Origin of the sequence: Paenibacillus sp. GM2FR (assembly GCF_002803325.1) — a bacterium.
GTDB classification, from domain to species: Bacteria; Bacillota; Bacilli; order Paenibacillales; family Paenibacillaceae; genus Paenibacillus_AQ; species Paenibacillus_AQ lautus.
On sequence record NZ_MKZM01000010.1, the window covers coordinates 539,735 to 554,738 of the forward strand.

General features: G+C 48.0%; 11 protein-coding genes and 1 pseudogene. 8 read left to right on the forward strand and 4 right to left on the reverse strand.

Going from position 1 to position 15,004, the window contains the following annotated elements:
- Positions 1-50: 50 nt before the first annotated feature.
- The 4 genes from PAEVO_RS27450 (at position 51) to PAEVO_RS27465 (ending at position 4,344) form a co-directional block, all read left to right on the forward strand.
- Positions 51-1,022 (forward strand): phosphotransferase family protein, encoded by a 972-nt coding sequence (locus tag PAEVO_RS27450; RefSeq protein WP_100540662.1) that lies wholly within the window; start codon positions 51-53, stop codon positions 1,020-1,022.
- Between the two features lie 128 nt (positions 1,023-1,150).
- Positions 1,151-1,537: a MerR family transcriptional regulator gene (locus PAEVO_RS27455; protein WP_100540663.1), complete on the forward strand. Its 387-nt coding sequence runs from the start codon at positions 1,151-1,153 to the stop codon at positions 1,535-1,537.
- Complete coding sequence (locus PAEVO_RS27460; protein ID WP_100540664.1) at positions 1,524-2,264, forward strand: SDR family oxidoreductase; 741 nt, start codon at positions 1,524-1,526, stop codon at positions 2,262-2,264. The genes PAEVO_RS27455 and PAEVO_RS27460 overlap by 14 nt, the downstream gene beginning before the upstream one ends.
- A gap of 151 nt (positions 2,265-2,415) precedes the next feature.
- Positions 2,416-4,344 (forward strand): PAS domain S-box protein, encoded by a 1,929-nt coding sequence (locus PAEVO_RS27465; protein ID WP_100540665.1) that lies wholly within the window; start codon positions 2,416-2,418, stop codon positions 4,342-4,344.
- 179 nt (positions 4,345-4,523) lie between these two features.
- On the opposite strand, the pseudogene PAEVO_RS27470 reads toward PAEVO_RS27465, so the two are convergent.
- The 4 genes and pseudogenes from PAEVO_RS27470 to PAEVO_RS27485 form a co-directional block, all read right to left on the reverse strand.
- Positions 4,524-6,237: pseudogene (locus PAEVO_RS27470) on the reverse strand (cellulase family glycosylhydrolase).
- 352 nt (positions 6,238-6,589) lie between these two features.
- Positions 6,590-10,066 carry a copper amine oxidase N-terminal domain-containing protein gene (locus PAEVO_RS27475; protein WP_100540666.1) on the reverse strand — a complete coding sequence of 1,159 codons (3,477 nt, stop codon included), beginning with the start codon at positions 10,064-10,066 and terminating at the stop codon, positions 6,590-6,592.
- Between the two features lie 175 nt (positions 10,067-10,241).
- Positions 10,242-11,207 (reverse strand): proline dehydrogenase family protein, encoded by a 966-nt coding sequence (locus PAEVO_RS27480; RefSeq protein ID WP_100540667.1) that lies wholly within the window; start codon positions 11,205-11,207, stop codon positions 10,242-10,244.
- Positions 11,208-11,291: 84 nt separating this feature from the next.
- Positions 11,292-12,110 (reverse strand): AraC family transcriptional regulator, encoded by an 819-nt coding sequence (locus tag PAEVO_RS27485; protein ID WP_100540854.1) that lies wholly within the window; start codon positions 12,108-12,110, stop codon positions 11,292-11,294.
- Positions 12,111-12,237: 127 nt separating this feature from the next.
- Here PAEVO_RS27485 and PAEVO_RS27490 point away from each other — a divergent pair, with 127 nt between their 5' ends.
- The 4 genes from PAEVO_RS27490 to PAEVO_RS27505 all read left to right on the forward strand — a co-directional run bounded on the left by PAEVO_RS27490 (position 12,238) and on the right by PAEVO_RS27505 (position 14,840).
- The gene (locus tag PAEVO_RS27490; RefSeq protein ID WP_100540668.1) at positions 12,238-12,555 is read left to right on the forward strand and encodes an ArsR/SmtB family transcription factor; all 318 of its coding nucleotides are present in this window, start codon (positions 12,238-12,240) and stop codon (positions 12,553-12,555) included.
- 63 nt (positions 12,556-12,618) lie between these two features.
- Positions 12,619-13,101, forward strand: coding sequence for an SRPBCC family protein (locus tag PAEVO_RS27495; protein ID WP_100540669.1), 483 nt, complete (start codon positions 12,619-12,621; stop codon positions 13,099-13,101).
- A 129-nt stretch (positions 13,102-13,230) separates the two neighbouring features.
- Entirely contained in the window at positions 13,231-14,238 is a 1,008-nt protein-coding gene (locus tag PAEVO_RS27500; protein WP_100540670.1) for a C45 family autoproteolytic acyltransferase/hydrolase, read from the forward strand.
- Positions 14,239-14,240: 2 nt separating this feature from the next.
- Positions 14,241-14,840, forward strand: coding sequence for a hypothetical protein (locus tag PAEVO_RS27505; protein WP_243390954.1), 600 nt, complete (start codon positions 14,241-14,243; stop codon positions 14,838-14,840).
- Positions 14,841-15,004: the final 164 nt, after the last annotated feature.

Here is a 15,004-nt window from a genome sequence, read left to right on the forward strand (position 1 = left end):
GATAAATATATGCTTGGCAACGCGATGGAATTTTGAAGGAGGCGTTTTAATTGACAACAGAGATCTTTTTCTCAACCAAGCCCATCGGCCATGTAACGGATGAACAGCTTCAAACCATGCTGAACAGGCACCATCTAGGGAACCTCGTTTCTGCTGAGAAAACGTCTAAGGGAGTAGGAAATCAGACGTTGTTCATTCACTCGAGCAAAGGAAGCTATGTATTGAAGGGAAATCCCATTTATGAAGGGCAGTTCGCAGAAGAGAAATTTTATACGGACTCTTTGCAGGAATATACATCACTGCCTTTATCGACCCCATATCTGCTGGATGAATCCGGCGATATTTTCGGCTGGAGCTACGCGATCATGCCCCGTCTTCATGGCGTACATATGAATGATTCACCATTTAGAAAAGGGCTTGGTGCAGCGGATCGAATCGATATTGCCTCTTCAGCAGCCAACATGTTAAATGAAATGCACGGCTGGAAAGTGGAGCAGTATGGCGAGCTCGACCCGAAAACGCAAAGGATTCGCCCGTTTGAGGGATCTTATAAAGCGTGGCTCTACCATCGAATTCGGTTTTGGTTGCAGGATGCCAAACAATATTCCCAGATCACTCCAGCCGATACGGAATGGGTTGAAGGGGTGCTGCGTGACTCGGCGGATGCGTTCGATAAGCTTTGCTCACCCACTTTTGTTATGGGGGATTTCAAGGCAGACAATATGCTGGTAGCGTATGATACGGTTTGTCAGGAGTGGCGAATCAGCGGCATTTTTGATTTTACGACCGGATATTTTGGGGATGGAGTAGCGGATTTGCCCAAGATGGTGATTATGTATTGGGATTTTGAGGAACAGGAAGTAGCTCGGCATTTTATACAGATGTACTTACAGGGCTCTGCAATTAAGGAAGGCTTTGTTGATCGATTTAGGGTGCATATGCTCCATCAGCGTATATTGGATTGGGGATGTGCCAAAGCGATGGGTGCAGTCACTTGGGATCCGCAGCTTGCCTTTTCCTAATGGGCAAAAGATTATGTTTATGCAATGGACTACTTGAAATAATATATGCTTGTGGAATTCCGGATTGACCTTCACATGATGTGATGGTTTACAATGCGGTTAACCGAGTGAAAAAGGAGCTGCTTCGTGTGCATATTAGTGAATTGTCACGTACAACGGGCGTAAGTTTGCGTTCCTTGCGTTATTACGAGGAGAAGGAACTATTGTCTCCGGTTCGTCAGGATAACGGCTATCGTGAATATAGGGAGACGGATATTGAGCGGGTTCGGCTGATCCAGATGTATTTTAGCCTGGGATTGACGGTGAAGGAGATTATGAGTTTTTTCCAATGCGCATTTGATGAGCAGCTCAAAATCGAATGTCTCCCGAATGCGGTTGAGGTGGGTAAGCGGAAGCTGGATGAAATCCAGCTGCAGATCGAGCTGCTGAAACAGGCGGAAATCCATTTGCAGGAGAACATTACGGCATGGGAAGCTATTTTAGACAAGGGGGATCGGGATCATGAACAAGGCTGACGGACAGGCAGTGAAGCGAGTTGCTATCGTGACGGGGGGCAACCGCGGAATTGGAAAAGAGATTGCAAGGCAGCTTGCTGCCAAAGGACTTCAAGTGATCATTACATCCCGGGACGAGGGGAAGGGGGGGTTAGCTGTCCAAGAATTGCTTGCGGACGGGCTCCATGTAAAGTTGCACGTGGCGGATGTCCATGAAATCAACGATGTGGCGCGGATGATGGAGCGAATACAGTCAGACTACGGCCGCCTTGATGTTCTGGTGAACAATGCCGGGATTATTTTGGACCGGGGGGTTTCTGTGCTGGAGGTAGAGGAGTCGGTGGTGCGCGCAACGCTGGAGACGAATTTTTTTGGTGCTTTGCGAATGACGCAGGCGTCGATTCCTCTGATGAAGCTGCATCATTACGGGCGTATCGTAAACATCTCTTCCGGTCTGGGAGCCTTCGAATTGATGCAGGCGGGTTACGGTTTAAAAGAGTCATCCTCGGCTTATCGCATCTCCAAAACGATGCTGAATGCGTTAACCTGCCTCGTTTCACAGGATGCAGCCGGTACCGGCATAAAGGTAAACGCGGTATGCCCGGGCCGGGTTCAGACCGATATGGGCGGGGCGGATGCTCCGTTAACCGTTGCCGAAGGGGCTGATACAGCTGTTTGGCTGGCGACGATGGAGGATGATGGACCGAGCGGGGAGTATTTTCGAGAGCGGCAGCGAATCGCTTGGTGATGTCGGGAAGTTTTCGCCATGCAGGGGATGGCGCTTATTGTTTAATTTACCGATGATGACGCTGCTAATGATTAGCAGTATAAAAATACTCTGAAAAAGCCCCTTTTCGAAGATGCTGATGTATAATAATCGGTATCAGGAGGTGCAGAGTATGAGTGATATCAACATTTTTGGCCATCAGGCTTTGTTTGAACATGTCTACAAAAGTGCTCCAATTGGCATTGCCCTGGTTACGATAGATGGAAATTGGATCAGCGTAAATCCTGCGGCTTGCAAAATGTTTGGCTTCACGGCAGAAGAATTGATGGCACAGCCGGCAACCGATTATATTTATTCTGATTGCATTCACAATAAAGATAAGCTGTTTCAGTCTTTGGACGGGACGTCCTCAACCATTGCGGTGGAAAAACAATTCGTACATAGAGACGGCCATGGCATCTGGGCATCGATGCATGTTTCTCTAGTTCGTGACGAAAAGGATCAAACCCCTTTATTTTTCATTTCGCAAATTGTTGATATTACCAAAAGCAAGGTAGCCGAGCAAAAGCTCCAAGAGAGCATTGAACGCTACACTTCGCTGAAGAAGTATAACCATGATGCGATCATCTCCTTCAATCTGGAGGGAGGGATCATTAACGGGAACCAGATGGCAGAGCAGCTGACTGGTTTTAAGATTCCGGAGTTAATTGGAACCAAGATTTCGAATTTGATCGGTAAAGGTAATCTTGCCCGTATACTCTCTCCTACAGCCGATTTCGTTGCTGTCGAGAAAGCTATAAACGTTATCCATCACAAAGACGGACATACGGTTGAAGTACTCGCTACACTGGCACCCATTGTCATTCATAACAAGAATGTGGGTTTCTACATTATTGCCAAGGACATGACAGAGCAGAAGAGGCTCATCATCGAGAAGGAAGCAGCCGAGAAAACGAATAATGCCAAAAGCGAGTTTCTGGCGATGATGAGCCATGAGATCCGTACGCCGATGAATGGTGTGATCGGGATGACGGACCTGATACTTGAGACAGAGCTTGATGAGGAGCAGCGGGACTATGTACAGATCATTAAGAAAAGTGGGACAACCCTTCTGAACATCATCAATGATATTTTGGATTTTTCAAAAATCGAATCGGGCAGAACGGAGCTGATGGAGGAAACATTTAACTTAAGGACAGCTTTGTCCGAGACATTAAATCTGATTCTTCCGAAGGCGCTGGAGAAAAATATTGAGGTAACCACATCCGTTGCTTCGGACGTTCCGAATCAGGTTTACGGAGATGTGACGAAGCTGAGGCAGATCTTAATGAACCTGCTTAGTAATGCGATTAAATTTACGCCTAATGGAGCCGTCTCCATCTCTGTGCAGTGTGTCGAGAACGAGGGAAACTCGGCCCTTATCCAATTCTCCGTTACGGATACGGGCATAGGCGTGCCGAGTGAGAAGGTTGCGCAGCTATTTGAACCTTTTTATCAAGTGGACCACTATATGACCCGCCAGGTTGAAGGAACGGGGCTGGGGCTGGCGATCTGCAAAAAACTCGTTCAGTTGATGGGCGGAGATATCTGGTATGAGAAGAATCCGAACCAGTCGGGGTCTGTCTTTACGTTTACGGTTGATTTTTCGTTTAAGTCGAATGATGGCAATCAACAGGAGAATGGGGCCGTTCACGAGATTCACTCCTCAGGGAACGATCTGAAAATTTTGATTGCCGAGGATAATGAGGTGAACCAGTTAGTCCTCAAGAAAATGATTGAGAAGCTGGGATACAATTCGACCACCGTCCAGAATGGACTCGAGGCGGTTGAAGCCTTCGAGCGTAATTCGTATGACATCGTGTTCATGGACATTTCGATGCCCTTCATGGATGGAACGGAAGCGGCCCGGCTCATTAAAGAATCGGCATCGTCCGAAAAACAGCCCTATATCGTGGCGGTCACGGCCCATGCGATCAAGGGCGATCGCGAGAAATATTTAGGGATGGGCATGGATGAGTATGTAAGCAAGCCTGTCAGCATGAATGTGATCTCGGACATTATCGATAAGTATCTGGCTGAGCGAGATAGGTCTCAAGCCTAAACAGATGAAAGCTCAGGTGATGTCACTTGAGCTTTTGTTCATTCTAATTATAGGAACCACATCGCATCCAGTTTGCAGCTGCTCATCTGCCGTCGCGTATATGAGGGTTGCAGCCGTAGTGAATGCAAAACGGCCTGCGGGAAGAATCCCGACAGGCCGTTAATGTTATAAAGGGTTTCCTAAGAAGCGCTACCGGTTACACTGCTTCCGCTTTTCGTAAGATTGTAGGTGATAACCTCACCGCTCCAGAAATGGAACTTGAGGATCACTTCCCCGTCTCTGACCTCATTGAAAAAGGTAGGCTTGAGCTTGATTTCACCGGTCGAGTAGGAAGGGGAAAACGTATATTCAAACTCTTTGAAGGAGGTCCAGTCCTGCGGTCCCGCATTGCCTCCCGTCGCGTATACCGCCTCCATCGTGGCTAGCTGATCTCCGTTGAATGTCGTTGGAATACTGAACGAATCGGTTGTACCCTGCGTGTCACGCAGCTCAGGCTTATCATGGAAAATGACCCTGAAATTCCAGTCCGCACCGCGGTTGAATTTGGCCGTCAATACAGCATTCACGCCGAATTGGCCGGATGAAGTCAGTCTGGACAGCAGGCTGGATGTAAACGTGATCGCATTTCCGTTAAGCGTATAATCCTGCCCGGCAACTAGCCGTTGTCCGTTTGTACGGACTTCGGTTAACGTGTTGCCGTTTAAGTTCAAAGAGATGCTTTTATCCTGGACGGCAGCTCCTTTCTTCACAAAAACCAGATCGGTGTCAGCCGTGGAAGAGCGCCCGCTCCAGCCTGCCTTCATGATGTTGTACATCTCCGGGTCGGCCCAGGTAAAAGCGGTTCGCTTAAAGTGCTGACCGTTGTCCCATAACATATGGGTAATGTTCTTCTGTTTCAGATAATAGGTTAGATATTCGAAGAATTTCAGTTTCTCCCCCTGCTCAATGACTCCGGTGCTCTGATCGAAGCCGAGCAATCCGTATTCGCCCAGGATGACGGGAATTCCTTTGGCGATAAAGGTGTTATACACATTGTTAAACGTTTGATCGATATCGTTCCGGGTATCCGTCTCAAAACGGGTATAACCCGCGATGTTCACACTGAACGGCCAAAATCCATAATAGTGGACTGTGGCAATAAGATTGGTGTCATTCAGCTTAGTCATGGTGTTGTACAGCTCATTCATTCTGGTTTGAGTCGGTGATGCTTCCAAGGTAGATAGCACCAACGGTCGAGTTGCGTTACGCGCTCCAGAGCCGCGGACGATCCGATGGAACGACGTATGAAGTTCATCCAGCAACTGAAAGGCTTTGGACTCGTCGGTGGTCCCGCCATCCGAGAAGCGGGGTTCATTAACGCTTTCAAACATCAATTTGTTGGAATGCTTCCGGAAGCGTTGGGCAACTTGAGTCCACACGGCGTTGTACTTGGCAACGACCTCGCTGCGGTTGTTCTCCATATGGCTGATCCACAGCCAGGAATCGTGATGGGCATTGATCATGACGTACAGATCGGCGTCCAGCGCCCAATCGACAACCTCTTCGACCCGGTCCATGTAAGCAGCGTCGATGGTATAGTTCGGCCCGCTTCCGATATGGTTGCTCCAGGTTACCGGAATGCGGATGCTTTTATAACCCTGTGCCGCGATTTGTTCGATCAGGGCTTTGGTGATGCGCGGATTTCCCCATGCTGTTTCGTCAGCCCCAACGGCATCCAGCGAATTGCCAAGGTTCCAGCCGGGCTGCATATCATTGACGTAGGCTTGGGGACCACTGCTAAAAGGTCTTGCATGTTCTTTTTTTTGCTGCGGATGCGGAAGATGGGAATAGCGAGATGACCACAGCAGCGATGAGGGCCAAGAAACATAGGGATCGCTTATTCAGATTTATCATTAGCATCTCCTTTGTCATGAAATTATAAAGTGATGGTTTAACTAGAGTGACTCCGTGTGAGGTATCTATCGGTTGTTGAGGTTCTAGCTGTCATGAGCGGATTTTAAGGGTAGACATTCACCTCCAATCGTTTATTGAAAGCGCTTTCTAATTTATAAATTATCATATTTTTCCATATATAAGTACCCGGATAATTCATCCTAAAATCATGTGAAAATTAGTTATAAGGGTACAGGTAGTTCCAGAATGGGGCTTGATGGAGGAAGGGATAAAAAAAGAGCTGTGCCTCATGGTCAAAATTGACCGGAGGAACAGCTCTTTATGTTAGAGATGATTGATATGTTACCTTCGACTAAGGTTTTTTAATTAAAACAAGTGTTTTGGATGCTTCGGATAAAGGTGTTGCGGATGGAGCACTCGAAGCGATTTTCTTATCTTTGGACAGTACGGACAGGACATATACGGCGTAATCCGTATTGTCTTTAATGTCTTTACCGAAGGCATCTTTAGTAGGGATATCAATCAGGGTCGAGATATCTTTGCCATCGGGTTTTATTGTTGCGTTCTTATCCTCTTTGGCAGCGGCGTCCGCTGCTGCTTTAAGATTGAAGGTCTTGATGTTATCTTTCTCTACAAATAATAGGCGGTAAGCCGTAATGCTGCGCTCATCGATTGCCCTCTTGAAATCGACTTGAAGCTTCCCGCTTGCATCCAGCTTGGCTGCAACGCCCGTTGCTCGGGTCGGGTTCGGGATTTCGAACTCCGAAGAAGAATTGGAGATGTTGTTGTTGGTAGAAACGGTGCCATCAGCTACAGCAAGGATGTAAACTCTATATTTCGTACCAGTTACGATAGCTGCACCGTTGACATCTGCTAAACCTGCGGACAATTTGTGCTCGATTCTGTTAGGAGATGGACCTACCTTCGTATACAAATGTTCTTTGGTGATTTTGTTGGCATCGTCTAATCCAAAACTCTGGTTAGCCGGTACCACCATGATTCGGTATTCTTTAACACTTCCTGATGAAGGATTGAATTTGACAACAATGTCGCTGCTGTTACCGTTGGTGCTTTCAATCCCGGCATACACATCCGAAGGAACCGTTACAGCGGTACCTGTAAGCTTAATCGGCGCAGATGGTGCCGACAGGGCACTGTTTATTGAACCATTGTTGCTTACGGACAATACGAATACTTGATAGTCCACCAAATTACGAATCGGCTGACCTTCGACGTCGTTTATTCCAGATCTCAGAACGTTATCGAAAATGCTGCCGACCGGTACACTATCGTAGTTGCCAGAACGTACACTATTAGCTTGATTTAAATTAAAGTTAGCAGCGTTGCCTTGTTTCACGACCATGATCCGATACTCTCTAATGTTGGTTTCATTGGCAGCCTTGGTAAACGATACTTTCAAGTCGCTTGCGTTATTATTGTCGCCTGCATCAGCAGCCGTAACGCCCTTTACCGCTTCTACCTGGGTCACGCCTTGAATGGTAACGGCATTAGAAACCGATGAAAGAGCATTGCTGTAATTCGAATAGCTGTTGCCTCTAGATAAGACGTACACGCGGTAGCTTGAACCTCTTTGAATGAGATCCCCATCGCTATCCCGGGTTGTGTTGGCCAAATCCCGAGTGATGGCGCCGCCGGTTTTGTTAACCGTGGTGTAATACGCGTTGTTGTAAGCTTGCGACACGTTCAGGCTTTTGTTTGATTTCACGACGAGAATCCGGTAATGATCGATGTAGCTTTCGCCATAAGCGGGACTGAAGGCGACTCTCAGATCGCTTCCGTTTCCGTTGTTGCCGTTCAGTGTCAAAGTTGGCGTAGAAACAGGGTTTACGTTCTGATTGTTGTTCCCAAGCGTAATGGATGCATAATCGGACAATGCACTGTTATTGCCCGAATATCCTACCGATAGGACATATACGCGATAGCTGACGCCATTGCGAATCAGCTGTCCGTCGATATCGCGGCTGCCGGAATTCAGTACTTGCGTCATGTAATTGCTGCTGCTGTTGTTTTTGCTGATTTGCGTATAATAATAGCTGTTTAAGTTGGTTGCTCTGTACAGGTCAAAATAACTATCGGATGATTTTACGACGAATACCTGGTAATGGCTAATATTCGATTGATCGGACGGACGATAGAATGACACCTGCAGGTCACGTCCGTCATTGTAGTTGTTCACGTCGGTAACGGACAGACTGGTAACCGCGCCAACATTGTAGCTGGAACTCAAGATAATGGAGCTCGAAGGAGCAGACAGCACGTTGTTATTGGAGTTGTTGCTGTCCACGGCCATGACGAATACGCGATAGTATACGCCGTTGCGAATCGTTGCTCCATCCACGTCTCTAGCGCCCGATGACAGCGTCAGGTTAGTGATGTTATTGCCGGTTTTGTTGACATGGGTATAGTAATTATAGCTGGAAGCTGTATTGGCTTTGCTTAAGTTGAAGCTGTTATAATTGCTGTCCTTTACGACAAAGACACGATAAGAGTGGATGTTGGATTCGTTGGAAACCTTGTTAAAGCTTACGCGAAGATCGCGGCCATCACCAGCATCACCGATATCCGTCACCTGCGTAATGAAAGGAACCGTTGAATTACCCGTGCTGAGGGTGATGGAAGACGAACCTGAAGACAGGTTGCTTGCAAGCACGCTCTCATTGCTGCTCACAGACTGGACGAACACGGTGTAAGCGACTCCGCTCCGGATGAGCTCGCCTGACGTATCGCGAGCGGAAGAACTCAGCGTCGTGGACAGCGTTGTATTCGTCGTACTGGTTTTGCTCACCGTCGTGTAATTTTGGCTTTGAACAGATTTGGCAGCCGCCAGATTAAACTTGGCAGCATCCTTCGTTTTTACCGCAAACACGCGATAGTTGGTTACATTGCTCTCATTCTGAGCACGCGTGAAGCTGACCTGCAGATCACGGCCATCGCCGTAGTCGCTCACATCGCTCGCTTTCACGTTGGTTGCTCCGTTCACCGAATTGGTGTTGGTCAGCGTCAATGACGGCGAAGCCGAGGAAAGGGCATATGTGCCACCTGTTTTGCTGACTGCCAATACGTAGGCTTTATAAGCCTGGTTATCGCGGATCGGGTCGTTATCAACATCTCTTGAGCCCGACGTGAGGGTCAGCGTCGGATCCGAGCCGGACGGGTACACCGATGTGTAAGCTGCGGAGGACACGCGCTGTGCCTCTGATTGGTTTAACGTCTTGGACTGCTTCACAATCAGCACGCGGTAATGTGAAATTAAAGATTCGGTCGACGATTTGGAGAAGCTGACCTGCAGATCGCGGCCGTCGCCGGCATTGCCGATGTCCCGAAGGGTCACATAATTCACCGGTACGATCCCGGTATTATTTCCGCCGCCGCCTGAATTGTTCGTTGTTTTGACGGTGACCGTTTTTGTTTTGGAATTCCAGCCGATTTTTTGGCCGAGGGCTTCACTTACAAAGCGTACCGGCACCATGGTATTGCCTTTTAAGTTTTTCGCTGGAACATCCAGCGCTACCGTCTTGTTATTGATGGTGGCCGTCTTGGAGTTGATTTTTAGAATGACGGTTGTGCCATCCTTGGTCGCTGTGACGGTTTTCGTTTTTTGATTCCATTTGACCGATGCATCCAAGGCTTCGAAAATGGATCTCATCGGAAGCATGACCCGTCCTTGAATCATGACAGGTGCTTGAGGCGTATACAGCTTGACGCCGTCAATCAAGACGCTGATGTTCACTGCCGCCTGTGCCTGCGATTGGAATGTCATGGGGATTAACAGTATAGCTGCTAGCAAGGCAGTCCATATTCTTTTCACACACTCAACCTCCTGGAATTTAGCTTTGTTATTATTTTCCTCTACAATATGACGCATTGGCATGGAATAAAGTTTCAACTATAACATCGGCAATCCGAAAATATTTTTTAGTACCTGATCATAAATAAGGGAAGAAACAGCGAGTATTCGCCGTCTCTTCCCTAACTGATGTTGATCAATATTGTTTAATTGTGTCGGTGCCGCCTAGGATCGACCGGGTCACTGCATCATATATATTCGGCGGGTACTCGGCGATGCGGTGGCATAAGTAAAGGAACCATTCTTCACCATAAGTTAGATAAATTCGAGTAGGAAAGCCGTCATCTTTTAATTGTCTGGACAGGTCCGGACGTATGCCGTACAGCATTTCAATCTCGACAGCCGATTCGCGATACGTTTCGTTGCTTGTGATATGCCGCAGGATCGTTTCATCATGGGTGGCGACCGATACTTGCCTGCCTGCTTGAATGCATAAATCGACCAGTTGAATATACCTTGAAGTCAGGGCCTCGGAACGGGGAATATAGTCCCCCTCTTGTTCTTGATAGGCGCCTTTTACGATGCGGATCGTGCCGGAGCGGTAGGTAAGAATCCTTTCGAGATCTTCCAGGGTCCGGGGAAGCTGGGCTTGCAGCGTGATGCCGACATTCGTGAATCGGACCGATATTTTTCTGTGAAGTGCAAGGATGGCATCCGTTTTGGCCGATTCCTCCATGCTGATGACCAGCTCCAATCCAGCTTTCTCGGCTTCGCCAGCCAGCCCATGAAGATGCCGATATGCCAAATCCTCGTCTACCGATAATCCGATATGGGAAAGATCGAGCGAAACTCGGGTTCCCGGCCTGCCATTCGAACTGGCCTCAATTAACCGGGAGAACTCCAGGAAGGCCCGTGTACATTCCGTTTCGGTCAAGGTGTTCTCCCCGATATATTCCAGCGAAGTCCGGTAACCTTTTGTATTTAGTAAATCTCGGCATAACAAACCTTGTTCCAGCACGTCACCTGTGACAAAACGCTGAGCTGCACGCAGCAGTATGGGGTACAATTCGGCGGATTGCTGGACATATTGTTTGAGTTGGATATGACGTGCGACAGACTTTAAAGCATCGGCAAAAGCCAGTTCCGATAATGAATCGTTCATGTTTAAAACACCTCGCATAATTTTGATCTTCCGTGATTCTATCAACGTTTAAGCGAGGCGGTCTTGTATAAAATTGCGGTTTGTTTACGATGACGCTGCTTTTGCATACCGAAGAGGCGTTGTGCCAACGCAGCCGGAAAAAGCTCTAGTGAAATGGCTTTGATCGTAAAACCCGGAATCCGAAGCAACGTCGGCGATGGCTTTTCCTTGTAGCAGCTGCTCTTTCGCGTAATTGATGCGCAATAAATTCTGGTAGGCGTGGGGTGCAAGATGATAGGTTTCCGCAAACAAACGGATCAGATGGAATTTGCTGATTCCGGAGATGTCCTGCAGAATATTTAGTGTAATGCGATCTTTGAAATGATCGTCCAAATACTGCTTCACTCGCAGAATAGCCGGGGATGTATGAACGTTGCCACTTGATGCCCAAGCGGCTTCCTCTTGAAGGAGGCCCGTCTCCCTCATTAATGCCATAAGCATGGACTCCACTTCCAGGGGAGTGGCATTTTGCTGAAGCAGTGTCCTGCAGGAACGGATCAGATGCCGGGACCGTTCGTTTTGATATTTCGGATGCAGGATGGGCATATGGGGTTGATGGGAATCATGATCCGAAGGGGTTTGACCAAGCCAACGGGGATGGATAAAAATCATCGTATACTTCCAGTCGGCGGGATTCTCGGGATGGCAAGCGTGAGGGAGCAGCGGCGGAAAATAAACCATTTGCCCCTGTGCAGCCTCGAACCGTTTCCCAGCCGACCATATGCGGGTGGCTCCCTTTTCAATGAGGCCAATGGAAATTTCTTCGTGAAAATGCTTTTTATATGAAAGATTGTCTACAGTATCGCATTGTTTGATTTCGAGAAACGGCAGGTCAGGGTCACGCAAAAAAATAATACCGGTCATTTCCGTCATTCCTTTCCTTCAACCATCCATAGATTCATTATAAGGAAGGCGTTATGTTTGTTCAAAGATCGCGTCTGCCTTTGTATATAACTTTACAGAAATATAACTGTACAGTAATATAATAAACATGTTGAACGATAACCTTTTTGAAGTATTGGCAGAACCGAACCGCAGGACGATATTGGACTACCTGCGCGTGAAAGAATGCACGGTGGGCGAGATGGTGGATCTCATGCAGCTCAGTCAACCAGGCGTGTCCAAACATTTACGCATCTTGAGGGAGGCTGGTCTGGTCTCGCTGCGGAAAGAAGCACAAAGGCATGTGTACAGCCTGAATGCCAAGCCTCTGGAGGAGATCCACGACTGGCTGATGCCCTACCGGCAGTTCTGGACGAACAAGCTGGATCATCTGGAGAGGCTGCTGGATGAGGATGAAACTCCTTAAGCATCGTTTTGTAGTTTGATTTGGAAGATCCATTGAGTAAAACAATTCTAAGGAGTGGGAAAAATGCTGGCTGTTGTACAGCAAGACGAGTTTGGAACGACCGTTCGATTTGAACGCCGTCTGAAGCATTCGGTTGAGAAGGTATGGTCCTATCTGACGGATAACGACAAGCTGACGCAGTGGTTCTCGGAGCTTAAGGTGGAAGATTTGCGCCAAGGCGGGAGAATGACATTTGACATGCAGGACGGAACGTTCGAAGAATTTGAAATTACGGATTATCGAGAGTTATCGGTATTGGAATACACGTGGGGAGAGGACCGGGTGCGTTTTGAGCTGCATCCAGAGGCCGAAGGGTGTCGTCTTGTGCTGATCGAGACGATAACCAACATTACGGATCATACACCGAAGGATATTGCCGGTTGGGACGTATGTCTGGACGTCATTGAAGCACTGCTGGAGGGCAGGACGCTGGAATCGCGCAAGGATGCCTGGTTCGAAAAATACGAGCAATACGTTCAAGTATTTGAACACTTGCCCCGCGCATAACAATCTGCTTCGACCCAGTATGTAAACATGCCGGATCGGAGCTTTTTTATTGGAAGATGGATGAAATGCATCTATAATCGGGTTAGGGATATATTCCCATATGGAAACCGCTTGGGTGGAGGGGTTAAAATGCCGGATTACACGGTACACATCTTGCAGCTTAGGGAAGATAACTATCATAACGGGCTAAAACTGGGTCGCTGTCTGCGAAATCAACCGATATTAAAAGCATTCGAAGCGATCACCAAGTCGGAGATCGACACGGAACAACTGAAGAGCATTTATAATGAGTTTGCCCCGCAGCTGCTATCGGAGCTTGAAGGACTGGCGGAAGGCTTGGAAATGCCGATTCCCAAAGCGGCGGCTCTCCTAGGGGGATACGACGTTCCGAAGATTGCGGCCATGGGCTGTTCGGCGATGATTACCCCTTCGTATTACGTAAGAAATTACGATTTTACGCCTGCGTTTTACGATGGTTATTTTACTATGGCTCAAGCCGATCAAGGCTTAGCGAGCGCAGGCTATAATTTGCAGGCGCTGGGCCGGCACGACGGGGTAAATGAAAAAGGGCTCGCTGCCGGGCTGCATTTTGTTAGCTTTGACGGATACCAGACGGGTCTGTCACCATGGATCAGCGTTCGGATGATATTGGAATCATGTGCTACCGTAGAAGAAGCGTCTTACATGCTGCGCCATATACCCCATGCGGCTTGTTATAACTTTTCAATCGGGGATGCAGGGGGGAACACGGGCGTTGTGGAAGCAAGCCCGGATCAAGTGATCACCCGTGCTGGTGAGGAGGCGGCAATCGCCTGCGTTAACCATTATGAAGCGTTGACGGGTAAAAACAGGCCTTCCATCGAGCATTCCCTTCGGCGTAAACGTTACATCGATAGCCTGGATGCTGAACAGTTAACCCAAACCGAGGCTTTCGGTTTATTTAAGGAGCATAAGTCCCCGTTATTTTTTACGGATTACGACGATTTGTTCGGAACGCTGCATACCTTTTCGTACTCCTTCGAAGAAGGAAGAGTCATGACTTCGCTTGCTCAAGGCAGCGTGCTTGATTTCTCGTTCAGGGATTGGGCCCGGGGCCATGATATCCAGGAAGCGGCGTTGACAGGGCATATCGATTGAGGATGAACGGGGTATTTAAAGCCCGTAAAGCAGGGCTAACGATGGGCGTAGTCGCGTTATTGTTATGTATCATGCTGCCTGGCGCAGGGAAAGTCCATGAGGAAATAACGCTCCATAACGAGATCAATTCCCCTTTTTTGTACCGGATCATCATGTCATTTGGCATGTCCAAAGACGATGTTGACAGCCAATTCGGCAAACCGGACATCGTAAGAAAAGAACAGGATTATACGTATGAAATACGCGAAATGGCGGATGGCAGCAAACTGGTTTCGTTCTTTCATCCCCAAGGAGGTTATCTCCTGGATCAGTGGCGGCTTAGCCGCCTGCCGGAACGGAGCGAGTTTGAAGCATTGGTTCCAGGAGAAACGCATGCTCTTGACGTCAAACGGATTGACCCCTATTTTAAGCTTATGACCGATCAGACTCAAGAAACAGCAACAAGCGAACATCGTCTCCGGGATTCCGGATTAGCCACGATTCAATACAAGAAGTCGAGAGACAGATGGATCGTGGATTCGATCCAGTACATGGACCAGGACCCTTCGGGATTTGTATCCAAGTTGCGTGCGGAGGACCGGGCAGCCTTCTGGACTTCGTAAGCTGCTCGACAATTTGAATAAAACCATCAGTGAAGCGCTTCTTCCCAGATGAAGAAGTGCTTTTTTTGTGCTGCTTGGCTATTTCGAATTTGGAACATTCTGTGACATCGTCATCGCTGGGAATGCAACGTTTTCTTTAGCCGATTTGTTTATGCTACACTTGT

Coding starts and splice junctions, on each gene's coding strand:
- PAEVO_RS27495 (WP_100540669.1), top strand. CDS start 12,619: ATGCTGGCTGTTGTACAGCAAGACGAGTTTGGAACGACCGTTCGATTT.
- PAEVO_RS27500 (WP_100540670.1), top strand. CDS start 13,231: ATGCCGGATTACACGGTACACATCTTGCAGCTTAGGGAAGATAACTAT.
- PAEVO_RS27465 (WP_100540665.1), top strand. CDS start 2,416: ATGAGTGATATCAACATTTTTGGCCATCAGGCTTTGTTTGAACATGTC.
- PAEVO_RS27505 (WP_243390954.1), top strand. CDS start 14,241: ATGAACGGGGTATTTAAAGCCCGTAAAGCAGGGCTAACGATGGGCGTA.
- PAEVO_RS27460 (WP_100540664.1), top strand. CDS start 1,524: ATGAACAAGGCTGACGGACAGGCAGTGAAGCGAGTTGCTATCGTGACG.
- PAEVO_RS27490 (WP_100540668.1), top strand. CDS start 12,238: ATGTTGAACGATAACCTTTTTGAAGTATTGGCAGAACCGAACCGCAGG.
- PAEVO_RS27480 (WP_100540667.1), bottom strand. CDS start 11,207: ATGAACGATTCATTATCGGAACTGGCTTTTGCCGATGCTTTAAAGTCT.
- PAEVO_RS27485 (WP_100540854.1), bottom strand. CDS start 12,110: ATGACCGGTATTATTTTTTTGCGTGACCCTGACCTGCCGTTTCTCGAA.